Genomic DNA, 26,801 nt, shown 5'->3' with positions numbered 1-26,801 from the left:
TTCACCTCAGGAAGAATAATGAAGATATGGTCATCCTTCCCTAGATGCCGCCGGGCCATACGCGCGCGTTAATCACGCGAACTTACCATTCGTTGATTATCAAAGCTATTTAGTGGGTCTCCGTTCAGACCTTATTCTTCCCGGACAGAAGCCCGCCCAGAGCTTCGACGAGCTGGCTGGGATAATAAGGCTTGACCAGATAGCCCTTGGCCCCGAGCTGCCGGGCTCGCTCCTCCTCCTCGAAAGCGGAGGAGACGAGAACCGAAACGCCGGACAGCCGTTCATCCGCCCTTATTCGCTCCAAGAAATCCAAACCCGACATGCCTTTGCTCAGCAGAAGATCCAGCACGACCGCGTCCGGCAGCCGCTCGATCATCCTTGCCAGCGCCGCCTCTCCGCTGTCGCAGGCGATCACCCGGTACCCGTTCTCCCTCAGCTCCCCGGCGAGCAGCTCGGCCATGCTCGCGTCATCCTCCACGAGCAGAATCGTTGCGTGGCCCTCGCCATTGGCCGACTCCTCGGAATCAAGAGTCCCCCGGTCTGCCTCCGTCCTCTCGACCATGCGCGGGAACGACAAGGTGACGGTCGTTCCTTGGCCATATTCGGAGGAGACCTCGATTTCGCCCTCGTGCAGCGTCATGATCTCTTTGACGATGGAGAGGCCGAGTCCGGTTCCTCCGATCTTCCTCCGATCTCCGTTATCGACCCGATAAAATTTCTCGAACAGCTTCGGAAGCGATTCCTTCGGGATGCCGAGGCCGCGATCCTCGACGCTGACTTGGATTCGGTTCTCCCGGAGCGAACAGACGATTAGGATATCGCCGCCTTCGGGAGAATACTTGACCGCGTTGCCAAGCACGTTCGTCAGAGCCTGATTGATCTTGTCCTCGTCCACCTTGGCGATGGCGCCCTCCGATTCGTCCGTAAAAGAGAACCGATGGCCCTTCGCTTGCACGGCATGAATCTCCATGGCATTCCGGACGAGCTTCGCGATCTCAAGCTCCTTCGGATGCAGGGTCGTACGGCCGGATTCCATCCGCTGCAAATCCAAGAAGTCGTTGATCAGAGACGTTAACCGATTCGCTTCCTGATGGATGGTTGTGACGTATTTGCGCTGCCGTTCCTCGGTCAGCTGCTTGTAGAGCAGCAGCTCGGCAAATCCGAGGATGCTGGCCAGAGGCGTCCGCAGCTCATGGCTTACCGTGCTCACGAATTCGGATTTCAACTGGTCGGCTTCATGCTCCTTCGTGATGTCCCGATGAACGAGAAGGTAGCCGAGCTGCACCTTGTTCTCCATGAGAGGCTCGTAATACATCCGAATGAACCTGGGCTCGGGGCCCGTCATCCGGTAGACAAGCTCGGCCCCCATCTCCCTTTCTCCTTCCACGATCGCGGAGATAAAATCCAGGAGCTTCTCCGGCTCGTCCACGAGCGGCATGACGATACGACCGAAAGCCTTCAGGTCGAGCTCAAGCTCCTCCTTCTCGGGGAGCCCCATCATCTCGTACCATTTGCGATTTACCTGAATCGTCGTTCCGGACGCATCCAGCAGTTGAATGCCTTCTTGAATCGTATCGAGCATGTCTTGAGTCAGCCTGCGCTGGCTCTCCGCGTTCTCGTACATCTTCAGCTTCTCCAGGGAGAGGGACGCCTGCAAGGCGAAGGAGACGATTTCTTCCTCGTCGCTTGGGGTAAACCGGCGGCCTACGCTGGTAAGGCCGATCAAAGCCAACGGCTTGCCGTCCGCTCCGAGAACGGGAACGTACATGTCGCTGGCTTCGATCTCTTCCGTTACATATCCTTTCTCGGAACCATAGGCTTGGCGCTTGATCGTATAGGGCTTTTTGCAAGCAAAAATTCTCGCGAGAATTCCGTTGTCCCGGGATTCGATCAATTGGGAGATGGCCGCGTCGGATAAACCGAAGGACGAATAATCCCGGCTACCGTCCAGCATGATCACCAGACCCTTGTCAGTCTCGGTAAGCATGACGAGGTTATACACGATGCTGTCCAGCAGCTCCCGCCGCTCCAAGGTGGTGGAGAGCGCTTCGACAAGAGAATTGCGGCGCTGCAGGATTCTCTCGTTCGCTTCCATCCTCGCGAGCGCCGTCGTCAGCTCCTCCTGCTGCATCTGAAGCTCGTCCTGCTGAGCGATAAGCTCCTCGTTCTGGGCGAGAAGCTCCTCCTCTTTGCTCTGGATTTGATGCATCATCGAATCCAAGGAACGGGCGAGCTCTCCGATCTCGTCCTCCCGCCAAGAGTATCGCGGCGGATCGATTCGTCCCGCGGCGAACGCCTTCGCGCTCCGGGAGAGCTTGCGGATCGGGATGCTCAGATCCCTGACCATGCGATAATACAGGAAGACGACAAGCGGAAGAGCCGCCAAGCCGTACAGCATGAATCTCGTCGCCTGTCCCGACAGCCGCTCGTTTAATCGCGTCTGCGCTTTCTCCAGTTCCGCTTGGTTGCTCGCCATCACTTTGTAGGAGTTATCGAGCACCTCGTTCGAGAGACTATTCAACCTGCCGTTCAAAGCGGGCGGTGCTCCGCCGTTCTCCTGGGCTTGTTCTCTCGCCTCCGGCAGCTGCTCATCGAAGAACGTATGGAAGAACCCGTCGAGCGAATCCAGCCACTCCTTCTCCTCGCTCCTAAGCTCCAGCTTGCGATACTGCTCGACCGCTTCTTCGTACTTATCCTGTTCGTCGTATATCCGATCGTACTTGAAGTCGTCCGGTTTCGAGTTCTCGATGTAGTCCCGCGAGCTTGCAAAAATATTGTTGATATGCTGCGTGATTTGAATGACCATGCGCTCTTTGAGCGCAAGCTCGTCCGCCTGGCTTTGGAAGTTGCGAAGCGCCCGATGCTCGTTCACGTTCATCAGGGCTACTCCCAGAATAAAGATCACCATAAAACTTAGCTGCAGCAAAGACAAGCGCCACAGCATGCTGCGCTGGGGCGCTTTCCAGAACCTATGCATGGAGCATCTCCTTTACTTTGTCCACGAGCGCCATCGGGCTGAAGGGTTTGGCCATGAATTCGTCCGCTCCCGCCGCCGCCGTTCTCTCCCGGTCCGTCAGCTGGTTTTTGGCCGAAAGCATGAGGATCTTGAAGCGTTCTCCTCCGGGCAGCGCTCTTGCTTGAACGATAACGTCAAGCCCCGATAATTTGGGCATCATATAGTCCAGAATAAGCAGATCGTAGCTTCCGCGCTTGATCATCCCGATGGCTTCTTCCCCGTCGCAGGCCGCATCGATCTCGTAGCCTTCGTCCTCCAGGGAATCGCTGACGAGCATGCGAAGGGCGGGCTCGTCTTCCGCGAGCAGCAATTTGAACATTCCTTATCCTCCGTTTCCGGTCACCGGATTCTTCTAAGCAGTCTTTTGATTCGGGCATCCAGTTCTTGAATCCGGAACGGCTTCGTTAAATAGTCGTCCGCTCCGAGCTCCAGCGCGCGATTGATGTCGTCCGTGCCGGCTCTTCCGGTCAGCATAATGACGGAGTAACGGTCGGAATCCGCTTTGGCGCGAAGTTCCGCCAGCACCTCCAAGCCGTCGATGTCCGGCATCATGCCGTCCAGGATAACGAGATAAGGATGACGCTCCTCGTGCCTTTCGTCCGCAAGGAAGCTTTCCCCGTCCCGGAAAACCCGAATGTCGGCGCAGATCGATACGTCGAGCGTCATGTTCAGCAGCTCCATAAGAAGGGTCCGAATGATGACGTCGTCGTCGACGATCGCGATGTTCAGCCTCTTGCTCCTCTCGAACGCCGCCTGTTCGAGCGAACCGGTCTCGATGCGGCATCGGCCGAACGCTTTCGCCCGGTACAAGGCGCGGTCCGCGGCTTCGAGCCATTCCTCGTACCGCTCCGGGTTCGCGTCGGACACCTCGACGACGCCGGCGGAGAACGTCACCCGCAGCGCCTGCTCCGCCGTGCCGAAGTCCACCTTGCCGAACTCCTCCAGAATGCGTTCGAGAAGCACGACCGCTTCCCTGGAGCCGGTATGAGGCAGAAGCAGAACGAACTCCTCTCCTCCGAAGCGAAACAGATCGTCCGAAGCTCGCGTATGGTCTCTAACATATTCGGCGAAACGCGACAGAACCCGATCTCCGGTCGAGTGCCCGTAGCTGTCGTTCACCGCTTTGAACCGGTCCAGATCGACGACCGCGATGGCGAAGTTCGTGCCCGAACGCTGCTTTTCCACGCATAAACGGCGGTAAGCGCCCGCGAACGACTTGCGGTTGAAGGCGCCGGTCAGGTCGTCCACGTACAGCAGCCGGTCGATCTGGTCCTTGCGCTTCAGCTGCCTCTCCAACCGGACAAGCAGCTCCTCCATATCGAGCGGCTTGCTCAGGAAATCGTCCGCTCCCAGGCGGAACGCCCTCAGCCGGTTCTCCTTGTTGTCGACGACGCTGATGACGGTCGTGGGGACGAAGCGGTTTCTCATGCGCCCGCTTAACGTCTCCATGACCTGGAACCCGTCGATCTGGGGAATCATAAGGTCCAAGATAAAGCAATCCGGCATCAAATCGTGAAAATAATGAATGGCATGATCCGGGTTTACCGTCGCGATGACGAAATATCCGTGGGATTCCAGCTCTTCCTTCAAGTAGCGAAGCATGGCGACGTCGTCATCGAGAATCAGCACCAGCGGCTGATCCATGGGAATGTCGAAGTCGTTCGCCAGCAGGAGCGGCTCCGAACCGTCCCGTTCCTGCGAGGACTCGTAGCTGATTCTCATAAGCGGGAATAAAAAAGCTCTAAGCTCGTCCCGGGTCCATTCCCCTTCCGCCGGGCCATTCAGCCGGGCGTCTTCCATGAGCAGGGCGGCAACCTCCGAGACATCGGCCATCCCGATCGTTCCGGCCGTTCCTTTGACCGAGTGCAGGAAAAGGGCGATTTCTTCGGCCGTGACGGACGCATGCTCCTCGAACCAAAGCTGGAACTGATTATGTAAAGAATGAATGAGAGTGTCCTGATATTTGCGCAATGCCGTTCCTCCGCACTAGGATGCCAAGCATCATTTTCCTATTTTTAAGTATATCACCCCGCGCAATCCGCCCTTTTGTCCTATATCGCCACCGATAGGCAAAGAAGCCTTGAGCGATGGCGCATCGCTCAAAGCCGAAAAATAAGTTCATTGGATTAGCGGGTAGCCATGCCGTCTCGGTTCGAAGGAACCCCGGTCGGTGAATAATACGAAGGCGCGGTTCGGGTCAACTGCCTGGTGCCGTGACCTGCTGCCTGCGGGAAGATCCGCGAGACCATGGCGTTGAGCTCGTCCACGAAGCCTCTGACCGGATGTCCGGCACGCACGTCGCTAGCGTAGCTCTGCAGCCGTCCGAACAAATCCGCGTTCGCGGTGACGTAAACATTATCGATGTTCGGATTCATGCCTTTGACGATGTCGGCCACTTGATTCTTCAGAGCATCCGAAAGCTCGCTGCTCGTATACCCCGTACCGGTTCCTGTCGTACCGGTTCCGGTCGTCCCGGTTCCAGTCAAGCCGGTTCCGGCGGTCCCTGTCCCATTCATTCCGGTTGTCCCCGGAGTCGGTGTGGCGGTGAACGGCGCAGGGGCGCGATTCGTGCTCATCGTTCCTACTCCGCCGCGAATACGGCCATTGCCGGTCATGCCGGTCATTCCCGTTCGAGGAACGGCGTTCCCCGCATTGTAGCCATAGCCGGACGGGCTGCCCGAGAAAGAACGAGGGTTGTTCGGACCCGCTCCGCGGTCGACCGAGTCAAATCCGCGGGAATTGTACGGAGTAACGGAATGAGTACGCGTGGAACGGGTCGTGACTTGGCCGGTGCGATTGTTTTCTTGGACGACGGCTACATAAGCGTTCCTGTTCGTCAGAGCGACATGCGCCGACTTGATCTCAGGCAAAGCGGCCAGCTTGTCCGCGATCTCCTGACTCATCTCCACCTTCGTATTGCCGTCCACCACGTTGCCGTCCATATGCTGAGTGCCATATGTGCGGTAATGCTCTTTGGCTCCGTCATTCGCGAACTTCATTCGGTATTGATTCGTCCGAACGTTCTTGGCATTCATGCCCTGTTTCGCGTTCGTACCGCAACCCGTTACGACAAGAGCGGTGGAGAGAACAAGCGTCGAGAAGATCAAGCCTTTACTCAAAAGTGATTCCTCCTTCGTGCAAAGTGGTCGCCGTCGCGCCATGAATTAGGTTGCCCCCCGTAAGTCGGCCTATGCTTGGAGATGCTATCCTTGACAGTAGCAATAAATGCTCGTAAGATGACTTTAGTACCTGGTTCTAGTATCTAACTATATAAGGAGCGTGGCGTCTCATGAACGCAGCAGCTATGTCCTCCCAAGCCTCGATAACGGCAATCGGCAGTTATGTGCCTGAACGTCGCCTGACGAACGAGGATCTCTCCTCTATGGTAGACACCAACGACGAGTGGATCGTAAGACGCACCGGCATCAAAGAACGGCGAATCGCTTCTTCCGACGAATACTCCAGCGACTTGGCCATAAACGCTCTGCGCAATCTGATCGACCGTTTCGGGGTAAACGCCGCTTCCATCGACGGCATCGTCGTCGCTACGACAACCCCGGACTCGCCATTCCCGTCCGTCGCTTCCCGCGTTCAGGAAGCGTTCGGGATGCGCGGAAGCCTTGCCTTCGATATGAATGCGGCATGCGCGGGCTTCGTCTCCGCCCTTCAGGTCGCGAACGGCCTCGTGCTGACCGGAGCCTATCGGAAGATCGCCGTTATCGGAGTGGAGACGTTAAGCCGAATTACGGATTATGCGGATCGCTCTACGTGCATCCTATTCGGGGACGGAGCCGGAGCGGTATTGGTCGAGGAAACCGGAAGAGGCGACTTCCTCTCCTCCGACGCCGATACGACCGGGTCGGGAGGACCGCTCGTCTATGCGACGGGAATGTCCGACAAGTGGAAGGATCAATCCTTATCCGGCGATGGAAGAATCGTTCAGAACGGCCGCGAGGTGTATAAATGGGCGGTGACCCAAGTTCCGCTAGGCGTCGGGCGGTTGCTGGAGAGAGCCGGCCTGACGATGGAAAAGCTGGATTGGTTCGTTCCCCATAGCGCCAACATGAGAATGGTGGAAGCGATGTGCGAAAGAATCGGATTGCCGGCGGAGAAAGCTTTGACCAGCATGGAGGGGTACGGGAACACCTCGGCCGCTTCCATTCCGCTTGCCTTGGACTTAGCGGTGCGGGAAGGCAAATTGAAGCCCGATCAGTTGATCGCCCTTTACGGCTTCGGATCCGGCCTCAGCCAAGCGGGGTTGCTGCTTCGTTGGAGCCTTTAGAATAGGAAGGGGACCTCCCTAAGTCATTCGGGATGACTTTCGGGACGTCCCCTTAGCTGTCTATTTTGCGCGATACCGTTATTCGGATCTTCTTCTTGACTTCTTCCAGCTGCCGGAAGGCCGTCTGCAAATTTTCTCCCTTAACGACGAGCTGTCCGATACGGTCCGTTCCGACTTTGAATTTGGGAATCCAATCCCCGATTCGATAATCGAACAGGATTTGGATAATGTCTCCCCCGACATCGTTGTCGTTATCCAGTCCGATGATTTCTCCTTCTTCGCCCGACAGCAGCAGCTCGCAAACGCACGCCTGCGAGAGCGAGGTGGGAAATTCGGGGGAGAGGCCGAGCGCCGCCTTCACCATCTGTTCGTAGTAGTCGTATCCATAATAAGTAGAAACCAACTCCGGCAAGCATGTCGCACCGGCGCGGGCTCCGATTTCAAGAACGAATACTTTATCGTCCTGCCGAATAAAATCCGCATTGATCGCGCAATTGTCGAGACCGAGCGCCCGAATGCTTCTCTCCAGCTGCAAATGGGCGTCCTGGACCGCTTGTTCCGAAAGCTCATAAGGAACATAATGGCCGATGGGAACTCCGGCATCCCCGTAGAACATAAGATCGCCGTGAATCATGACGAAGCGAAGCTTATTGTCGTAGATAAACGCCTGAGCTCCGAATTCGATTCCTTCCACGAATTCTTCCACGATAAAGTAATCATGCTTCGTCGCTTGCAAGACCGCGTTAACCGCGTAATCCAATTGAGAGGCATCGCTCACTTTGACGATGCCTTTGCTTCCTCCGCTGTCCACCGCTTTGAATACGTATGGAGGCTTAAGCAGCTCCATGGCGCGGTTGGCTTCTTCGGCATTTCTGGCCTTCATGAAGGACGAGGTTCTGACTCCATGATCCATGAAGGCTTGCTTCATGGCCCACTTATTCGAAGACAGCATCGCCGATTCATAGCCGACTCCCTTCAGCCCGAGCGCGTCGACCACTCGGCCGATCGTCTTGACGGCTACGTCCGTTCCGGTCGTGCAGATGCCGTCGATTCGTTCTTCCCTGGCGATCTTCAGGACGCTTTCCGAATCCGTCGTATCCACATAGTAGGCCTTATCGGCCGCCGCAAATCCGGGATAATTCCCGTTTCTGCTGACGACGATTACTTCGATTCCCATTCGTTTGGCGGTCTCGATCAGAGGCAGCTGAGCGGCTCCGGCGCCAAGAACCATCAGCTTGCTCATGGCCGAAACTCCCAGATCCGAGTGATAATCCGATCCAGATCGTCTTCCGTTATATTGGGGTGAATGGGCAATGTCAGGATTCTTTTCCAAATCTCCGTCGAGATCGGCACGACGGCCTTCAGGTCAATGTAGCAAGGATGAAGATGACAGGGATAGTAATGGACGCCGGTAGCGATATTCTCTTCTTGCAAATGGGCGATGAGGCGGTCCCTTGCCGTTTGATCCTTCAGCTTGATCTGAAACAAGTGCCAGGAGCTTCTGGCATAAGACTGCTCCCGCGGCAGCTCGATCCAATCCAAGCTGCTTAATTCGGAGATGTATCGATCCGCGATTTGCCTGCGCCGCTCGTTTAACCGCTTCAGTTTTTTTAATTGCACAAGCCCGATGGCGGCTTGCAGATCGTTCATATGGTATTTATAGCCGACCTGATCGACGAAATACTGCCAAGCGTAAACCTTCTCGGACGAGGATCGAATCCAAGTGTCGCGCGATATGCCGACCCAACGCTTCTCTCTCAGCTTGCGATTCATCCACTCCACGTTGCAGGTGATGGCGCCGCCTTCGCCGCTGGTCAGGTTCTTGACCGCGTGGAAGCTGAAGCAGGTCAGCTCGCTGATCGAGCCGATAAGCTTGCCTTTATACTCGGCGCCGCACGCATGCGCCGCATCCTCCACGACCTTGATTCCTCTCGTCCGAGCCAGCTCGTGAATGGCATCCATGTCGCAGGGATGGCCACCCATATGGACGACGACGATCGCTTTCGTCCGATTCGTGATCTTCCGCTCGATCTCCTCTGCCGTCAAGTTCATCGTAATCGGATCGATATCGGCGAAGACCGGCGTGGCTCCGACATAGCTGACCGCATGAACGGTCGATATAAAAGTGATGGACGGAACGATAACCTCGTCTCCCGGTCCGATCCCCAGAATCTCCAGCGCCAAGTGCAGGGCGGCCGTTCCCGAGTTGAGCGCGACGGCGAACCGGCTTCCCGCATAGCTTGCGAATTGCTGTTCGAATTGCTCGGTCTTGGGTCCAAGCCCGAGCCAGCCGGAGCGAAGCACCTCGGCTACGGCTTCTATCTCTTCTTCTCCGATACTAGGCTGCAGCACGGGAATGTGTTTTTCCCCCAAAGGAACCTCTCCTTTTAAAAAACGCCTTGTTGAGTCAGCCTTGCAGGATTTGCTTCCGCCACCGTTCCGCGCAGGTCTCGACGGTAAAATTCTCCTTAGCCGTGCGCATCGCATTGTTTCTTAGCCGCTTGAGGAGTTCCGGCCGCTCGATCAATTCTTCCATTGCCTCTTGCCATTCCCGAGCGCTTGCCCCTGCCAGCAGCCCGTTCTCCTTGTTCTTCACCCAACTCTTGTAGACGGGAGAATCGGAGTATATTCCGACGATTCCGCATGCGCTGTATTCCCGGAACTTGTTGTTGCTCTTGCAGTCGTGAAAGAGAGTCGGCTCGAGAGGAGCAAGCCCGATGTCCCAATTGGCGCCGTAAAGACGCTTAAGAAAACGAGGATAATCGTTCTCGTAGGGATAGACGCGGACATGCGGTTTATTCTCGAAGCCTTCGGGAGCGAAGCCGTAAAACTCGATGCGAATCCGGTCCTCGTACTTTCGAATGATTCTGCGAAGAGCTTTGGATACGGGCTCGAAGGCCGCTTGCTTCCTCCCGCCCTCGTAGCCGATGACGATCCTGTCCTCGTTCCCATCCTTCTCAACCTCTTCGGTCTTCTCCGACTTGGACAGAATGGAGAAATCGACGCTGCCCGGAAAGCATACGATTTTATTCGGATTGAAGTGATTTCTCAGGTGTTCGGCGAAGAAGTCCGAAGCAACCTTGACGATATCCGCGTTCTTCAAAAACCGGATATAGACATTCCGTTTGCCGGGATCGTTATAGTACCTGCCGACATCGGTCGTGGGCGACAAAGCCAGAAAATGATCGTCGATCACGTACACGGTCTTCTTGCCCATCTCTCGGGCCAGCTCCAAAAATCGATACGCTTCTTCGCTCACGGTGCGGATGAAGATCGCGATATCCGCCGCCAACAGATCGGAAATTTGGGCCTCGTCGTCGTTCTTGACGCTGAATCGGCAATCCCCGGACTTGGCCAGGTGACGGAGCGGCTGTTCGATTCCGATTTTATAGGAAGGGATTCGGTTGGATCCGATGATAAGAACGTTCATGCGCGCCTTCCTCCTCTCCCGCTTTGCCCTTTGCGTTCATTAGTTCAAAACGCGGTTCTTCCAATTGTCGACGCATGCTTCGAGCGAGAACGACTGCCGTGCCGCTTGATACGCTTGCTCCTGAATGCGAAGCCTTAAGGGCACGTCTTCGATCAAGCGCTTGATTCCTTCATACCAGCCGTCTTCGGTATGCTTAACGAGATACCCCGTTTGCTCGTGGTCGATCCATGACGTATAAATCGGCAGCGAGGAATAAATGCCGGGTATCCCGCAGGCCGCGTACTCCCGATATTTATTGTTCGTCTTGCCCCTGTTGAACGGATTGTCGTCAAGCGGAGCCAGCCCGATATCCCACTGGCGCTGGTTCAGCTTGCCGATGAAACTCTTGTAGTCCATGCCCCCGTCCTCATAAATGACGCAAGGATGATCGGCCAAGGCGGAGGGCACGAATCCCATGAACTCCAACCGCACGAAGCCGCCGTAATAATACAGGATTTTCTTCAGGGCCGGCACGACGGGAACGAAGTCCTCCTCTTTGGGACTGCCTTCGTAGCCGATGACGATAGGCCCGCTTAGCTTCTCGGGCTTCGGATTCCGGTCCAGCCATTCGAAATCCACGCTGGCAGGGAAATAGACGACGTTCGAATTGTATTTCTCGCGAATGACGTTGCCAAGATCGGGCGCATCCACCTTGACCATATGAGCATCCCTCAGAAACCGGATAAACGTCTCTCTCCGCGCCGGGTCGGAATAGTACTGTCCTATCGGTTCGGCAGGATTGAGCTCCAAGAAATTATCGTCGATCACGTAGACGGTGCGTTTGCCCAATTGCAACGCTTTCTCCAGCAACGCATAAGCCGCGGGCTCTACGTTCCTTACGAACAAAACCGTGCGGGACGCCGCAATCATCTCTTCGGTGACTTCGTGCTCCAAACGGACATCGTAACGAAGATTCTCAAGTTTGCTTAAAGCTTCCAAGGGTTGAATAACGCCGATCTCCAGAGAGGGAATGATGCTCGCGGAGATAACCAGAATTTCGGCGTAAGATGGCAATGGCTGCCCTTGAGGCTCGTGCCGGGCGGCTTCCCCGCCCCGTCTGGCTCCGTCTTCCTTGCCTCTAAGAAAACCGTCTTGATGCCCTTTCTTAAAGCCATCCTGCTGTCCTTGCAGATAGGCGATTTGACGGATAGACGTTCGTTGACTGGCTGCCCTAGGTTTGTTCAAGGCCATCGTCGTTCATTCTCCTTTAAATGGCATCTTGATGGCCCGCGTTCAATCCTTCCTGATAGCCGAGGTTGTACCCGTTGTTGTAGGCTTCGTCGAACCCGGCATCGTAGGCCTTGTTATACGCCTCGGCAGAATAGGTTTTCCCGGCTGCCCGCTTCCCCTTGTATCTGCCTTTGTTTCTATGAACGGCCCCCGTTCTCTTTCGGACGGCCGCCGATTTTTTCTTCGCGATTCCTACGCCTTTTCGAGAGGCCGTTTTTCCGCCGAATTTTCTCTTCAACTCTAATCGCCTCCTCAACGACAAATGGTCATCCCCCCAGCCGACTTACCAAACAGTTTATTCGCCGGCAGGGGTTCGGAAACGGGACATCCATCCATTTTGAACCCTCCGATTAGACGGGAATACCGGGGTCAAGCCCCCATTTCTCCATGAACTTGCGCCGGTTGTTCTCGATCAGCTGCTTGACCTTGTCCCGCTCCTGCCTTCCGAAGCTGCTGCTGCCATGATGGAAGACGAACGCGTCTCCCGCGATCCGCAGCTGGTACCCGGCGTTTCGGGCTCTCAAGCAGTAGTCGTCGTCCTCGTAGTGTCCGGGAGAGAAGCGCTCGTCGAGCGATCCGATTCGATCCATCACTTCGCGTTTGAAGAGCATACAGAAGCCGATAAGGCGATCGACCGGCTGCCATTTGCCGGGGTCCGGGACGTTCAGCTTCGCCGCCATCTCGTCGATATGGGTGAACGGCATGTCGATTTGCTGCTTGCCGCTGGCATAATTCGTGATAGGGCCGACGATGCCGATCTCCTGCCGGCTATCCAGGCAGTCAAGCATGTTGCGCAGCCAGTTACGCGCTACGATAACATCGTTATTCAGCAGAAGCAGAGCGCTGCCGGTCGCGATCCGAAGCCCCTTGTTGCAGGCAGCCGGAAATCCGGCGTTGGCATGCAGGGAGACGAACGCGACCTGCTCCTGCCGGCAAACATCCAGCGTGCCGTCCGTAGAGCCGTTATCGACGACAATGATCTCGTAAGGCTCCTCGGTATGCTTCTTGATCGAATACAAGCAATCCTTGAGCAAATCCGCACCGTTGCAAGTCGGGATAATAATGCTGGTTCTCCTCATGAGTTTCACCCGCTGCGGCAAGATTAAAGCCGTTTCCGGATGCCGTCCGGAAACGTCAATCGAGACCCCCGCGCCTTGAGCGCCAGTTGTATTGCCTCTATATGGTCGCCTATGATCATCCGGGCAGTCTTGTTGCCGTTGCCGACATTCAAATCCCGAAGACGGTTGGCGGAGATCACGTCGATGCTGGCGGGCGCGCCTATCTTCATTCGCTGCTCCACCGCGACCGCTTGAGCCTTCGGGGGAACGGCAAGATTCGAATAGCCGATGCGTTCCGCGGCAAGCTTCGTCATCATATGGGGGACCGCCGTAAGCGAATTGGAGCCGAGATCCGCCCTTTGAAGAGAACGGTTCAGGAATTCTTTCGCTCTCGTAACGGAGTCTCTTCGATGGAATAGGCCGATATAAGGATCGATATTATTTAATGCGATATCCATCCCCTGTTCGATAGCTTGTATAAACGGGATGAGATTCTCGGCGGGAATTGCAAAATCGCCGTCGAGGAAAAGCAAAAGTTCGGATTCGGCAAACTTGGCGCCGATGGCCCTGCCCACGTCATGTCCAAGGGGATGAGGATAATGAAGGATGGCGGCGCGCGATTGGTTGCGGATGATTTCGAAGCTGTCGTCCGTAGAGCCGTTCACGACAAATATCAGCTCATGCAGAGGAAGCCGCTCCAACTGTTGAATGACTCCCGCTATCGTGCCTTTCTCATTCATTACCGTAACGATGGCGGCGACGGTTCGAACCGTGGGGATCGTCAGTAAATGGCCCAGATACTTGCCGGATCGCTTGGCGTATCCTTCGACGAACTTGGCCGAGGCCGCAGGGTAAACGGATCTGGGCACGCCTCCGACGGCGCTGTACCAGCGGTACCAGTCCTCGTTCGCGGCCTTTCGGATAGCTTCGGTAAAGTCCGATTCCGGAGTATCCTCCTTTACGGACTCGGCTTGGGCGGATAAGGAATGGGCTCCCGCATCGTAAGCCCTCCTCAACCAATCATGTTCCATACGCTTCTTGAGTTTGACATTAGGCGAACGTTTGACTTTGATCGGGGAACGGTTCCATCTCCGCCATTTGCCCGAATGGACTCTCGCAGCTATTCGCCTTCTTCTCGAAGGGGCTCTGGCGGGAACCCTTCCGGCGCGTCCCGCTCTCTTGACCGCCGCCCTAGCCATTGGCGCTCACTCGTCCCGGATTCATTCTTCCCACCTCCGCATCGTGTACGCCGCGGCTAATCGAGCCTTGCCAGGAATATTCTAGGTTTCTATCTTCAGTCATCTTATGTGTGGGTTAATGAATTGCAACGGCATTCGTACCTATATGAAACTCGCTGCATGAATCTAGCTAAAGAAGCTGCCGCGCAAAAAAAAGAAGCATGGCAGACCATGCTTCCCAGGCTCACAACTTGGACAGGATCTTCTGGAATCTCACCGCATACCGAGGCGGATTAAAGTCCCTTCTTATCGTGTTCAACCCGTTGCTCCTAAGCCTGCGCCTCAGTTCTTTGTCATGGAGCAATTCTTTGACATACCGAACGGCTTGGTCCGTATCGTTCAATCGGTAAAGCATGCCGTTGTGCCGATGCTTGATGATCTCATTCTTCCCGGGCACGTTGGAGCTGACGATCGGAAGGCCGCAGGCCATCGGTTCGAGGACGTGATTGCCCAATCCTTCGCGCTCGGAAGCGGACAGAAGGCAGCCTCCGGAACGCCGGACGGCGGAATACAGCTCCGGCATGCGATGGTTCGGCACGTGAACGATGACCTTGGCGACATCCAAAAGCCCTTTGCGGGACAGCCTTCGAAACAGGCTCGCCATGGCGACAGCGTCGTTCCGGTTGCAAATGATCCACGGTTCGATCGGCTCGGTTTCGTTCACCTTCCCGCAGATCCGAACGAACTGCCTCCAATTTTTGCTTCGGTCCAGCCTTCCCACGAAGGCGATCACCTTGCGGTTCTTGTCCGGAACGGGACAGTCGTCCCAGCTGCGGTTCGGATGCCGGATGAATCGAAACATCGGGTCGACCGCGTTGCCGTCGACATACACGGGGATGTGCCTTTTCAGGTGCTTCAGCACCACCGGCTTCAAATATTTTGCGATGCACAAGACTCCGTCCACTTTGCGGACTTGCCCGAGGCCATTAACGTTTAGGGCAACCTGCTTGTTCCAGCCGCGCACCTCATACAGGATTTTACCGGCATAATCGTCGGGCACGTGCTCCATATACTCCGTTGTATAAATAAAGGACAAACAATCGAACCTTCCGTTGCGGACGACTTCTTGAAAATCCGAAGGAGATAGGATCAACCGATGCGGAATCCGATCGAACAGATATTCTCCTTCCCCTTGTTCAAAGTAAGCCACCTCCGATCGGACGCCTTGGTCCGCGAGCGCCCGAATTCGGTTCCTCAGCGTCGTTTGCAATCCGCCTACGTTCGGTCGTGCCAGCACATACAAGATATTAATTTCGGATCACCTTTCTTGCGCCATCGATTTAAAGAAAGCCTCCCAATCGGCTTTGCAAGACTCCCATGTCCAATGGTTAACAATGGTTTTCCTAACGCTGCGTCCCATAGCCCTGCGCTCCTTCTCGTTCTCCTTCAAGTGCTGCACGGCTTTCTTGACCGCATCGGGCGTTCTCGAGACGATGAGTCCATTCTCTTTGTGCCTGATCAGCTCCGGAACGATGCCTACCTTCGTCGTTATGATCGGCACCCCGCATGAGGCTGCCTCCAGGATAGGCAGCGGAATATGCTCCGATCGGCTCGTGCAGAGGAAACAATCCAGTCCCTGGTAAAAGGACACCATCTTATGCCGAGGAACGTAATTTTCTTTGTACGTTCGGATCTTCAGCTTGGCATCCAGTCCTTTTAGCGCGGATAACGCGATATCGTACCCTTTCAACTCCCGGTACTCCGGCTTATCGATTCTCCCTACCCACCCGACGGTAAACGTTTTGTTCCCGGGAGAGCTGCCGGAACGCCTAAACATCTTCTCGTCTATCCCCACTCGCGTTTTGTGAACTTTGCACTGGCCGTCGAACAAGCGAATGATTTCGTCCGATGCGGTATTGACGCCCCGCAAACGTTTAACGAACCTGATGAAGTCGGAGTCGAACCCGCCTCCTTCCTTTTGGTAACTCTCGATCGAACGCAGAGAGGTAATGCCGGCCGCCATCTTATGATAGGGAATCCCCGCCCGGCTTTTGAGAATTTTCGCCCCGTCGAGAGTGAGCGGATAAATCAAGTCGTATCGGAGCCGGTCCTTCGGTTCGACTTCGCTTAAATATTTCAAACGGAACCGGATCCCGCTCATCCGAAGGGACATCAGGTCCCTGGCGCGGTGATCGAATGCCCATCCCGGTGTGCTGGGAACGAGTAAAATGTTCACGTGATCCCCTCCGCCCTAAACCAACGACTTGAAATAACGCTCCCAGTCTCGCTTGCAGATGTCCCAGGTCCAGCCGTTTACGATCGTATCCCGGATGCTGCTGCCCAACGATTCGCGTTCCTTCGGATGGTTCAACAAGTAAACTACCTTATCCCGGATCGCTTCCGCGTTTCTCGATACGATCAGGCCGTTCTTCCGATGCTCGATCAGCTCGGGCACGATGCCTACTTTCGTCGTGATCACGGGAACTCCGCATGCCGCCGCCTCCAGCAGCGGATTCGGAAGCCCTTCCGAACGGCTGGAGCAAATATAGCAATCGATTCCTTGATAGAAGTCGACCATCTTATGCCGAGGCACGTAATTTTCCTTGAACGTTCGGATGTCGAGCTTGACGTCCAGTCCTTTCAGCGCGTTCAATACGATGTCGTATCCTTTAAGCTCCCGGCTCTTGGGCTCGTCGATCCGCCCGACCCAGCCGACCGTGAACTTGGCGTTTTTCTTTTTTTCGCCGGGCTTAAACAGCTCTTCATCGATCCCGATCCTTGTTTTGGATATCCGGCAATGCGGCTTGAAGGTTCGGACGATTTCGTCCGACCATGCGTTGATCCCGCGCAAGCTCTTGACGAATTGCAGGAAGTCCGGCCGGAACTTCCGTTTCCCGATCATCTTATTCTCGTAGACCCGGATCGAGGTAATGCCGGTTGCCATCCTGCTCATCGGAATCCCTTGCTCGTTCAGCCTTCTGGCAACGGAGAGGGACAACGGGTAGATCAAGTCGTATTTGTTCGGGTCCTTTGCCGTAACCTCCGGCAAGTATTTCAAATATAAACGAATGCCGTTCCACTTGAACGACATCAGGTCTTTCGCCCGGTTATCGAAAGCCCAACCGGGACGATCCGGAACCAACAGCACTTTCATCTCGTCACCGCTCCTAACATCGTTGTCAGACGCCGTAGTAGGCTCGATACCAATCGATGAAATTGCCGATCCCGGTTTCTATCGGCGTGCTTGGGCGAAATCCCGTGTCGTTCATTAAATCCCCGACATCCGCGTACGTCTCCGTCACGTCGCCGGGCTGAAGAGGGAGCAGCTGCTTCTCCGCCGTCTTGCCAAGCTTCTTCTCGATGGCGTCGATAAAGGCCGTCAATTCGACGGGGCTGTTGTTGCCGATATTGTATATCTTATAGGGCGGATCGGGGACCCGCGGAATCAGGCGGACGATGCCCTCCACGATGTCGTCGATGTACGTGAAATCCCGTCTCATCTTGCCGTTGTTATAAAGCTTGATCGGAGTTCCTTCCAGAATCGCTTTCGTGAAAATGAAGAGCGCCATATCGGGTCTTCCCCACGGACCGTAGACGGTGAAAAAACGCAGCCCCGTCGTCGGCAGGCCGAATAGATGGCTGTACGTATGCGCCAGCAGCTCATTCGCTTTTTTCGTTGCCGCGTAGAGGCTGATCGGACGGTCGACGACATCCGAGGTGGAATACGGCAGCTTGTCGTTTAAGCCGTAAACGGAGCTGGAAGAAGCGTAGATCAAATGCTCGACGGGATGGCGGCGGCACGCTTCCAGAACGTTGGTGAATCCGACGAGGTTCGAATCGATATAGGCATGGGGATTCTCCAGGCTGTACCGGACGCCCGCCTGCGCGGCCAAATGAATGACGACGTTAGGCTGCCATTGTCCGAACAGGCTGTCGATCTTATCCCGTTCCTCCAAGCTCTCTTTAACGAATATAAAGCGTTCGTGACGGATCCATGCTAGCCGACTCTTTTTGAGAGAGACATCGTAATAATCGTTCAGGTTATCCAAACCGATCACGAAATGCCCTTCGTCAAGCAATCGTCTGGCTACGTGCGAGCCGATGAAGCCGGCGCAGCCAGTGACGATAATACGCACATAACCACCTCCGTAAATGTATGGACATTATATGCCGCCCTTCTGCGGTGGACACGGCTAGTGAATACATCTCCCGAATCCATCGTTCACCCATTCCCGCCCTGTAACATGTACATATGATGGAGAGGAATCATAGCCGTTGCCGGGGTGAGGAGCGAGATGGCGATGAGAGTATTGCATCTGCCGGTGGGCAGGCAAATGATCGAGATGTGCTCCGCTCTGCGTCAGATCGGGGTAGATGCGACATCGTGCCACTTCAGGGAGCGTTCCGTTCCGTTAAAGCCGGATCTTTGCCTACACCTGGAACGATTGAACGGCGAAGAACGAAAAAAGCGAAGGGAGGAATTTCTGGAAGAGGCGATCGAACGCTACGACGTCTTTCATTTTCATTTTGGCGAAACGTTCTTTAAAGACCGTTCCGATCTGGCCATACTCAAGAAACACGGCAAAAAGCTGGTCGTTCAGCATCGCGGCTCCGACGTTCGCATGCTCTCCGTCGCGAGAACCGCCGGCAATCCCCATGTCCGGGTCAAAGAGGGCGAGAGGCGGGAAGAGAGGCAGATTCGGCGCAAGTTGAAAATTCTGTCCGCTTATATCGATCATGCTATCGTGGCCGATCACGAGCTTAGAAGCTACATCCGCGGATTCTACAAAAAGATTCATATGCTTAGGCAATTCGTTACCTTGAATAAATTCGAACCTTCCTATCCATCGGAACGAAACCGCAAGCCGCTGATCGTTCACGCGCCTACCAATCCGTATCTGAAAGGCACGGAGTATGTTCAAAGCGCGATCGACAGGCTCTCCAGGAAAGGCACTCCTTTCGAATATCGACAAATCGAGCGAATGACCCACAAGGAAGCGATCCGCTGCTATCGCGAGGCGGACATCATTATCGATCAGCTGCTCCAGGGTTCCTTCGGCGTGTTCAGCCTGGAAGGAATGGCGCTCGGCAAACCCGTCGTCTGTCACATCCGGGACGATCTGCGCAAGACCTACCCGCCCGGACTGCCGATCGTGAGCGCCGATCCGGATACCTGCTACGACACGCTGAAGCGGCTCGTCCGAAATCCGAAGGCGAGGCGCCGAATCGGCATGGAAAGCCGCGTATACGTGGAGAAATACTACGATTCCCGAAAGCTGGCCGAGGAGTTAAAGCAAATTTATTTAAAGTTGTCCTAAAGGAGCGCGTACATTTGAAAATCCTTTATGTAGCGTGGAAATCAGGTACGGGCGGTTTGGCCACCACTTTGCGCAGCCGAATCCTCGCTTTGAGGGCGGCAGGGATTCAGGCGGATCTCTTGTTTGTTCAGAAAGGAGACGGAGAATACCTTTTCGAGAAAATCCCCCACCGCTACGTAAAAAGCAAGGAGCATTTCCAGTCTATCGTTAAAAACGGAAAATACGATTATATCTCGTTTATTTTTACGACCGAATATATCCCTCATGTCCCGAGCTCCTATAAAGGCAAGATCCTGTTCGAAGTGCGCGGGTGGAGCAAATACGTCAAGGAACAAATGAGGCGGATCGGACAAGACGGGAAAGTGGACGCCGTTCTTTGCATTGCCAAGTACTTGGTGCCTCTGTGCAAAAAGAAAATGAATAAGCCGATTCCGGTTTACGTCGACAGCAATACGGTGCACCCGATGTTTCGTTTTGTTCCGCCAGCCGAGAGAACGAGCGAGCTGGTCCCGAAACCGCAAGCGGGCGTCAAAGCGATCGGCTTCGTGGGCAGAATCGAGAAAAATAAAAACTGGAGGGAGTTCGTTAAAATCTGCACCCGCGTAGCCGAGACGGAAAACATCGAAATGTGGTTTATGTTCCATCCGAGCTCTTCGCCGGATTATAACGAACTCGTCAAGGTCTGCTCCTTAGGTCCCATGAAGCGCAAAACGAGAATGGTCGGGTTCGTGCCCAACACTCTCATGCCCGAGATTTACTCCGCGATCAAAAGCTCCGGCGGCTGCCTGCTGACCACATCCGTCAGGGAAGGGTTGGGCAATTCGGTTCTGGAGCCGATGGCGTGCGGACTGCCCGTCGTCAGCTCGGATATCCCCGGCAAGAACGAAGTGATTACGAGAGGCCGGGAGAACGGCTCGCTCTACCCGCTTGGCGATATCCGCCAGGGAGCCGACGCGGTCAAAAAAATGCTCAACGACACGGAATGGAGAAGAAAAGTCATCAAAAACGGCATCAAAACGATAAACAAGCACTTCCGGGATTCGGGATATGTAAGCAGATACTTGGCCATTCTCGCGAAAATCAAAAAAGCACAATAATATCGCGAGACCGCTTAAGTGCACCCCTTAGAATAGACATTGGAGAAACCCCCGGGGGTTATCCGATGTATTCTAGGGGGTGCATTTTTATACGGATTTTATATAGCCGATGCTGTCTAAATACTCAGCCAGCAACCTCAGAAAGGCTTCCATATCCTCGCTTGTGATGTCCCCCATATTCGCAACCCGGAACGTGTTGAGACGTTCCAGCTTACCGGGATAAATCGTGAACCCCTTGTCATAGAAAAAATCGTGCATGTTCCGAAAATCGTATCCTGAGCAATCGGGCTCGATAATCGAAGTGACGATTTTGGAGTGATGTCGAGGGTTGACGAGATGCTTTAACCCAAGCTTGGCAATGCCTTCGATCAAGGTTGTCCATGACTTCGTATACCTCTTGTATCGGGCTTCGATTCCTTCGACGAATAGCTCGTCAATCGCCTGACGGAGGGCGTAAAACGTCTGTACCGGCGGAGTGAAGCGCAGTTGGCGCGTTCGGACAAAATAGTCGTATTGCGCATACAAATTCAAGTAGTAGCTTCTAGGCTTGTTGCAGCGCATATTGTCCAGCCGTTTTTTCTCGGCTACGACCATGGAGATGCCGGCCATCCCTTGAATATTCTTGTTCGAGCTTGCGGCCAAGTAGGCGATGTGCAAGTCTTCCATTCGAATCGGAATGGCTGCAAACGAACTAATGGCGTCGACCATAAATTCGATCTCGTATTTACGGCACAGTTCCCCTAGGGAACCGATGTCGTTCAGCAGTCCGGTTGTCGTCTCGTGGTGGACGACAGCGAGGTGAGATGCCTTGCGAGGGGAGGCGGCTATGAATGCTTCCAGCGCTTCCAGGTCGATAGGATCCGTCGAGGAACTGGTGAACTCAAGATAGGAGATGCCGTAGGTTTGGACAATCTCGCACATTCGCCTTCCATAGGCGCCGTTGTTGACGATGATGACAGTGCCATCCGCGGAGACCGATGAACAAAGCATGGATTCCACTGCCGCCGTGCCGGAACCTGCAAACAAGACGGCGGTATGAGTTTGCGGATCGGCAACGATCCGGGTCAAATCTTCAGAAATGCCCGCCAACAGACTGCCGAATTCTTCCTCCCGAGGACAGATGTCGGGAACCACTTGCGCCCGCTTTACGCTGTCCGTCGTTGTCGCGGGTCCGGGACTAAGCAATATATTTCGTTTAACAGGATTCATGGCGAATTCTCCGTCTTCCCTGCGAGGCGGCGCCGCTCAATAAAGCTTCGCAGCCTCTGGTTCACTTCATGAGGCTTGATATTCGGGCGACCGAGCGGAGACTTGGAGCCTTTGGCAATCCGCATATGGATGAACGTTAACCCTTTTGTCCTTTTCCATTCGAGGATAGCAGACTTCAATTCGTCCAGGTTATGCACGTAGAGGGCAGTTTCATACTTGCAAGCGGCCGCGATCTCTACAAAATCCGTTTGATGGGAAACGGTACGTTGACCTCCGGTCGAATCGTGCGAGTTATTATCCAAAACAAGATGCAGCAGATTACTCGGATGGCAGTACCCGATCGTGGCCAAGCTTCCCATCCGCATTAGCAGCGAGCCGTCCCCGTCAATCGTAACCACATCGAATTCTGGAGCGCTTACCGCCAGTCCTAGACCCAGAGAACCGATACAGCCCATGGAACCGACCATGTACAACCGATTGGGAGCATCCTCGATCTCGTACAACTCCCTTCCCGTTTTGCCGGTTGTGGCAAGCTGAACCGTGCTGCTATCTGCCAGGCTAGCGATAACGGTCAGCGCGTCATATCGGGAAGGCAGTTGATCCGGCGCTTCCTTCCTCTTCTTTGCGGCGTTTCGGCCGGTAGATACTTCCTGTTTCTTCAAAGGCTCATCCGCGAATGTTCCCTTGCGTACGACAAAGAAAAAGGAACCTCCGCGTTCGATTTCTCGGTCAGCTTCAATTAGTTGCCGCTTCGCTTGCTCCAGATCGTCCGACAGTATCTCCCAACGAATCTTCAATAAGCTCAGCATTTGCGTCGTGATTTGTCCCATCAGCTCATGCTGCGGCTCGTCGGGGTAACCAGGCTCTCCCCGAAGGCTGATAAATCCGAGTACGGGAATCCGGAACGGATAATTGAGCGACACCAGAGGCGAGAGGGCGTTCGCCAAGCCCGAATTTTGCATAAGAACAATCGCTTTACGACTTCCTAGACTGGCGCCGGATGCTATAGCTACGGCATCTCCTTCATTGGCTGCGCCGATATATTCGCACTCATTGATGGCGTAGTTAATAAGGCTTTTCAGATAAGAACAGGGAACTCCGACATATAAGGAATAGCCCAAATTCAGCAATTGCCGTCCCCATGTTCTCGTATCGATCATTTCCGCTCTCTATCCCCCTTCGGAAGATATCTTTCTTCTGCCGCCTGCAATTCTTCCATCTTTTGCAACCGGAATATTTCTTCCAGGGCTGCCACGTCGTCTTCCACGCTAATCAAGCTTTGTTCCCGAAAAATTCGCTGGGATACTTCCTGCATGGCTGCAACCGACGCACGTAAATTGTGGTTCGCCCAGATAACGGCATTCACGCCTAGTTCGCGAAAGCGGGAAGTTGGGGTAGAATAATATTTGGTCGGTACGATGACGACCGGATGCCTGCCGCCCCATTCCTTCATGAACGCCTCTATTTCGGAGACATCCGACTTTTTGCTGTGAATGAGAACGGCATCGGCCCCCGCTAACCGATAGGCCTCCGCACGCCGCAGCGCCTCCTCCATCCCGAGGCCCGCGATCAGCGCCTCCACCCTGGCTACGACGACAAAATCTTCATCCTGTTGCCCGTCTTTCATCGCTTTGATTTTTCCGCTGAATTCTTCTATGGAGGCAAGCGGCTGCGCTTTTCCTTCGATAAACGAATTCGATTTCGGAAACTGCTTATCTTCTATGCAGACTCCGGCAATTCCCCTTTGTTCGAGCTTTTTGACCAAACGCCGGGCGTTGTTGAAATTTCCGTATCCCGTATCGCCGTCAAGCAGAATTGGAATGGAAGTCGCATCGCTCATGAATTCCAGAATGTCAATAACCTGTGTCCAGGAAACTTCATTATTGTCCCGAACGCCCATCGCCGCCGACATGGATAATCCGCTGGCCCAAATGCCTTTGAATCCGGCTTCTTCGACTATGATGGCCGACAAGGCATCATGGGCTTCCATGAGAAATTCCAAACGATTCGATACAATGGATTGTTTAAGTTGCGAAGTTTTATTCATCTTGACACCCCCTAGGCGCTTGCGAATGAATGTCAAGATAAATTATGTTGGCCTACGGTTGATTTGCCACGGCATTCCTCCATATGACCAAATAAAACCCCCACGATTAGAAAGCAGTCTATGCTAGCAATTGAAGTTACGAATCGCATGAACAAATGCGCTATGATGTTTTTTGATCGCGGGCATCTCCGGCAGTCGTTCAAAATCTCGTTTCCACTTCGCCACTTTCATCTCGTCCTCATCCGTCATTACCTTCAAATATCTCCTTATGTTCTTGTCTATTTCCGGCCGATACCGGGTCGGAATAAGCTTCCCGCTCGGACGATGCCATTTCTCCATCCAGCTTACATCCGTAATGTCGCCCCGCGTTTTTCGCTTCAGCAAGATCATTAACGGATGGTTTCCGCTGTAGTGAGCCGTATTGTAAGTCATCACGTTTTCGAAGAAAATCGGAAACTTTTGCAGTTTGTCGCGAATGCCCTTGGTTTGAAAGCATTGATCCAACCATGCATCGCTGACGGGTTTTCTCTGCAGCGCCAGCTTGATCAACTGCTTGCGGAAGCATTTGAAGCATTTCATGCACGGCTTCCCTACCGATCCGCTCGTGCAAGATTCCGCGAACCGAATGTAAGGCGACTTCATCACGATTTTGTAAGTCCCGATTGAGGTAACCCCTCCCATTGGCTGATTCAGTTGAATATCCACCGCGCGGAAAAGATTTTCCCATTGGATCGAGTACGTTCTATTTTCATAAAAACGAGAGTGGTCGATAAAATACTCCAAATGAGATCCGATCGCGACGCTATCAAACTCGAGAAAGTCCGACAACAGCAATGCCGGGATCGCGGTCGACATTTCGACCGCAAATCCTTTCGGGTCTCGCACATCGTCAAAGTCGGATCTGATTCTGTACACTTTGCGTCCGGACTGCTGCAGCGATTGGCAAGCATGAATCGCAGCTTTCATATTATGCGCATGGCCCTTCGGGTACGTACGTTCATGGAATACGCAACAGGTATTGGAGGGCATAACCACTAAGCAAGCCGTACAATCGATGCCACCGCTGTAAGCTAAGGCCGGGACGGAACTTGCGCTTGCCTTTCTCGGTTTCAATCCGGCATCTATCGGAAGCATGCTTATGTTTGTTGTCTTTTTCACTTCATTGTGGAAGGCTTGGCTGACGCCGTAAGGCAAGGTCATTCTTGACTTCGTATACGGATAGGCAATAAGCAAGGCAACCAAGCCCAACACGTCCGGATGCAAGGTACGTAGGTTAAGTCCGTCGGGCAAATAGGTCGTGCACGTTCGATTGCCCATCTTCACCTTTTGCGAGGAATCCATCCCTTCTCCCTCTTCCGGACGGAAAGTCATGCCGAGTAAGCCCGGGGCGAATCGGTATTCTACCTTCACGGTCATCCCTCTTTCGAATTAAGCTTTGATACCTTCAGCTTATGTGGACTAGCAGGCGAGGATTGGACTTCTTCATAAGGCGATTCATCCATTTCGGACAAGAATGCCCAGAGCAAGTCCTTCTCGGCTGCATACCATATAGCAATATGGAAAATAAAGGTGGGTGCTCAATTGGTTCAATCGATAGCTGTAGTCGGGCTCGGATATGTCGGGCTTCCTCTGGCATTGGCATTCCACCATGAAGGCCACTCGTTAATAGGAATCGACCTGGATAGGAGAAAGCTCGATTCGATCCGCCGGGGGAAAAGTTATTTGCCGGATATCGAGGATGAACTGCTTAGCAAAGCCGTAAATTCGGGCCGATTCGACGTCACGGAGCATTTTGCTTCGATCGCCCATGTCGACGTCATCGTCATCTGCGTTCCTACTCCGCTCAACAAACAGCATACTCCCGATTTGAGCTACCTGATTCGAGCCGGAACGGCAATCGCCGAATACGTTCGGCAAGGGCATATTATCGTGCTGGAAAGCTCCACCTACCCGGGCACGACCAGCGAGATCTTAAGGCCGATGTTCGAAGAGAAAGGCTTGATGGTCGGCGAAGATTATTATCTGGGCTATTCGCCCGAGCGTATCGATCCAGGCAACGGAGACCATCCCTTCCGTACGGTTCCCAAGATCGTAAGCGGAGTTACGGAGGCTTGCGTGCGGAGAGTTTCCCAGGTGTACGAGCGCGTGTTCGACCAGGTCGTTCCCGTATCGTCGACCGAAGCGGCCGAGCTCGCGAAATTATTGGAGAACTCCTATCGCTTCATCAATATTTCGTTTATCAACGAGTTCGCCATCCTGTGCGATCGAATGAACGTCGACGTCTGGGAGGTCATCGCGGCCGCCGGGACGAAGCCATACGGGTTCTCGGCGTTCTATCCGGGACCCGGCATCGGGGGACACTGTATTCCGGTGGATCCTCTATACCTCCAATGGAAGGCGAAAGAGATCGGCATGAGCAGCATCTTTATCGAAGCCTCCACCGACCTGAACGGCAGGATGCCTTCCCATATCGTGAAGCAGGTCCAAGACTGCTTGCCGGGAGCTAGCTTGGAAGGAGCGCGGATCCTGGTCGTCGGCGTCGCTTACAAAAAGAACATTAACGACGTGCGGGAATCCGCCGCCGTCGAAATCCTGCAGCTGCTAGCGGAACAAAGAAGCCGGATATCCTATTACGATCCTTTTGTCCCCTCTCTCGCCTTAAACGGGCTTGAGCTTCGCAGCGTAGAGCTAACCGAACAAATTCTGGAGAATACCGATTGCGTAATCCTCGCGACCGAGCATTCCAAGCTGCCGATTCCGTTCATTCTCGATCACGCTCCGTTGGTCTATGACACACGCAACCTCACCAAAGGGTTGAACGGCAAGGCCAAGGTCGTTCGATTCGGAGGCGGCGGCAGGCATTATAACAACGGGGCCTAAGAACAAATCCCCCTAAA

The 26,801-nt window shown here is 54.3% G+C and carries 23 protein-coding genes; 4 read left to right on the top strand and 19 right to left on the bottom strand.

What is annotated here, in order from left to right; all coding sequences use genetic code 11:
* Positions 1–124: 124 nt before the first annotated feature.
* The 4 genes from H7B67_RS17315 to H7B67_RS17300 all read right to left on the bottom strand — a co-directional run bounded on the left by H7B67_RS17315 (position 125) and on the right by H7B67_RS17300 (position 6,135).
* On the bottom strand, positions 125–2,977 hold the full coding sequence (locus H7B67_RS17315; protein WP_185121119.1) for an ATP-binding protein: 2,853 nt from the start codon (positions 2,975–2,977) through the stop codon (positions 125–127).
* Complete coding sequence (locus tag H7B67_RS17310; protein ID WP_185121118.1) at positions 2,970–3,335, bottom strand: response regulator transcription factor; 366 nt, start codon at positions 3,333–3,335, stop codon at positions 2,970–2,972. The genes H7B67_RS17315 and H7B67_RS17310 overlap by 8 nt, the downstream gene beginning before the upstream one ends.
* 20 nt (positions 3,336–3,355) lie before the next feature.
* Complete coding sequence (locus tag H7B67_RS17305) at positions 3,356–4,987, bottom strand: response regulator (RefSeq protein WP_185121117.1); 1,632 nt, start codon at positions 4,985–4,987, stop codon at positions 3,356–3,358.
* 155 nt (positions 4,988–5,142) lie between these two features.
* The gene (locus tag H7B67_RS17300) at positions 5,143–6,135 is read right to left on the bottom strand and encodes a YhcN/YlaJ family sporulation lipoprotein (RefSeq protein ID WP_185121116.1); all 993 of its coding nucleotides are present in this window, start codon (positions 6,133–6,135) and stop codon (positions 5,143–5,145) included.
* Positions 6,136–6,305: 170 nt separating this feature from the next.
* Here H7B67_RS17300 and H7B67_RS17295 point away from each other — a divergent pair, with 170 nt between their 5' ends.
* A complete protein-coding gene (locus H7B67_RS17295) occupies positions 6,306–7,298 on the top strand; it encodes a ketoacyl-ACP synthase III (RefSeq protein WP_185121115.1) in 993 nt (330 codons plus the stop codon).
* A gap of 52 nt (positions 7,299–7,350) precedes the next feature.
* On the opposite strand, the gene H7B67_RS17290 is transcribed toward H7B67_RS17295, so the two are convergent.
* From H7B67_RS17290 to H7B67_RS17240, 11 genes are all read right to left on the bottom strand, one after another.
* Positions 7,351–8,541 (bottom strand): ATP-grasp domain-containing protein, encoded by a 1,191-nt coding sequence (locus H7B67_RS17290; RefSeq protein ID WP_185121114.1) that lies wholly within the window; start codon positions 8,539–8,541, stop codon positions 7,351–7,353.
* Positions 8,538–9,671, bottom strand: coding sequence for a DegT/DnrJ/EryC1/StrS family aminotransferase (locus tag H7B67_RS17285; protein ID WP_185121113.1), 1,134 nt, complete (start codon positions 9,669–9,671; stop codon positions 8,538–8,540). The genes H7B67_RS17290 and H7B67_RS17285 overlap by 4 nt, the downstream gene beginning before the upstream one ends.
* A gap of 34 nt (positions 9,672–9,705) precedes the next feature.
* Positions 9,706–10,728 carry a glycosyltransferase family protein gene (locus tag H7B67_RS17280; RefSeq protein ID WP_185121112.1) on the bottom strand — a complete coding sequence of 341 codons (1,023 nt, stop codon included), beginning with the start codon at positions 10,726–10,728 and terminating at the stop codon, positions 9,706–9,708.
* A gap of 39 nt (positions 10,729–10,767) precedes the next feature.
* Complete coding sequence (locus H7B67_RS17275; RefSeq protein WP_185121111.1) at positions 10,768–11,958, bottom strand: glycosyltransferase; 1,191 nt, start codon at positions 11,956–11,958, stop codon at positions 10,768–10,770.
* A 16-nt stretch (positions 11,959–11,974) separates the two neighbouring features.
* Positions 11,975–12,235 carry a hypothetical protein gene (locus H7B67_RS17270; RefSeq protein ID WP_185121110.1) on the bottom strand — a complete coding sequence of 87 codons (261 nt, stop codon included), beginning with the start codon at positions 12,233–12,235 and terminating at the stop codon, positions 11,975–11,977.
* A gap of 112 nt (positions 12,236–12,347) precedes the next feature.
* Positions 12,348–13,076 carry a glycosyltransferase family 2 protein gene (locus tag H7B67_RS17265; RefSeq protein ID WP_185121109.1) on the bottom strand — a complete coding sequence of 243 codons (729 nt, stop codon included), beginning with the start codon at positions 13,074–13,076 and terminating at the stop codon, positions 12,348–12,350.
* Between the two features lie 23 nt (positions 13,077–13,099).
* Positions 13,100–14,254, bottom strand: coding sequence for a glycosyltransferase family 2 protein (locus H7B67_RS17260; protein ID WP_245363929.1), 1,155 nt, complete (start codon positions 14,252–14,254; stop codon positions 13,100–13,102).
* A gap of 223 nt (positions 14,255–14,477) precedes the next feature.
* On the bottom strand, positions 14,478–15,503 hold the full coding sequence (locus H7B67_RS17255; protein ID WP_185121108.1) for a glycosyltransferase family 4 protein: 1,026 nt from the start codon (positions 15,501–15,503) through the stop codon (positions 14,478–14,480).
* A gap of 48 nt (positions 15,504–15,551) precedes the next feature.
* Positions 15,552–16,469, bottom strand: a complete 918-nt coding sequence (locus tag H7B67_RS31315; RefSeq protein ID WP_185121107.1) for a glycosyltransferase — start codon at positions 16,467–16,469, stop codon at positions 15,552–15,554.
* 15 nt (positions 16,470–16,484) lie between these two features.
* Positions 16,485–17,387: a glycosyltransferase family 4 protein gene (locus tag H7B67_RS17245; RefSeq protein WP_185121106.1), complete on the bottom strand. Its 903-nt coding sequence runs from the start codon at positions 17,385–17,387 to the stop codon at positions 16,485–16,487.
* A 25-nt stretch (positions 17,388–17,412) separates the two neighbouring features.
* Positions 17,413–18,369: an NAD-dependent epimerase/dehydratase family protein gene (locus tag H7B67_RS17240; protein ID WP_185121105.1), complete on the bottom strand. Its 957-nt coding sequence runs from the start codon at positions 18,367–18,369 to the stop codon at positions 17,413–17,415.
* A 165-nt stretch (positions 18,370–18,534) separates the two neighbouring features.
* On the opposite strand from H7B67_RS17240, the gene H7B67_RS17235 reads away from it, so the two are divergent.
* Together H7B67_RS17235 and H7B67_RS17230 are read left to right on the top strand one after the other, a co-directional pair.
* Entirely contained in the window at positions 18,535–19,551 is a 1,017-nt protein-coding gene (locus H7B67_RS17235) for a glycosyltransferase family protein (protein ID WP_185121104.1), read from the top strand.
* 14 nt (positions 19,552–19,565) lie between these two features.
* Entirely contained in the window at positions 19,566–20,648 is a 1,083-nt protein-coding gene (locus tag H7B67_RS17230; RefSeq protein WP_185121103.1) for a glycosyltransferase family 4 protein, read from the top strand.
* Positions 20,649–20,735: 87 nt separating this feature from the next.
* Here the strand turns inward: H7B67_RS17230 and H7B67_RS17225 are convergent, their stop codons facing one another.
* From H7B67_RS17225 to H7B67_RS31310, 4 genes are all read right to left on the bottom strand, one after another.
* Positions 20,736–21,857, bottom strand: coding sequence for a 2-aminoethylphosphonate aminotransferase (locus H7B67_RS17225; RefSeq protein WP_185121102.1), 1,122 nt, complete (start codon positions 21,855–21,857; stop codon positions 20,736–20,738).
* Entirely contained in the window at positions 21,854–23,017 is a 1,164-nt protein-coding gene (gene aepY / locus H7B67_RS17220; protein ID WP_185121101.1) for a phosphonopyruvate decarboxylase, read from the bottom strand. Before aepY ends, H7B67_RS17225 begins: the two co-directional genes overlap by 4 nt.
* Positions 23,014–23,904 (bottom strand): phosphoenolpyruvate mutase, encoded by an 891-nt coding sequence (aepX, locus tag H7B67_RS17215; RefSeq protein WP_185121100.1) that lies wholly within the window; start codon positions 23,902–23,904, stop codon positions 23,014–23,016. Before aepX ends, aepY begins: the two co-directional genes overlap by 4 nt.
* 123 nt (positions 23,905–24,027) lie before the next feature.
* On the bottom strand, positions 24,028–25,314 hold the full coding sequence (locus H7B67_RS31310; RefSeq protein ID WP_185121099.1) for a DUF6395 domain-containing protein: 1,287 nt from the start codon (positions 25,312–25,314) through the stop codon (positions 24,028–24,030).
* 171 nt (positions 25,315–25,485) lie between these two features.
* Between H7B67_RS31310 and H7B67_RS17205 the strand changes: the two genes are divergently transcribed.
* Entirely contained in the window at positions 25,486–26,784 is a 1,299-nt protein-coding gene (locus H7B67_RS17205) for a nucleotide sugar dehydrogenase (RefSeq protein ID WP_185121098.1), read from the top strand.
* Positions 26,785–26,801: the final 17 nt, after the last annotated feature.

The organism is Cohnella thailandensis, from assembly GCF_014212135.1.
In the GTDB taxonomy this organism is placed as follows: domain Bacteria; phylum Bacillota; class Bacilli; order Paenibacillales; family Paenibacillaceae; genus Cohnella; species Cohnella thailandensis.
Note: the sequence above shows the minus strand (reverse complement) of the source record. Positions and strands in the feature narration are given on the sequence as shown.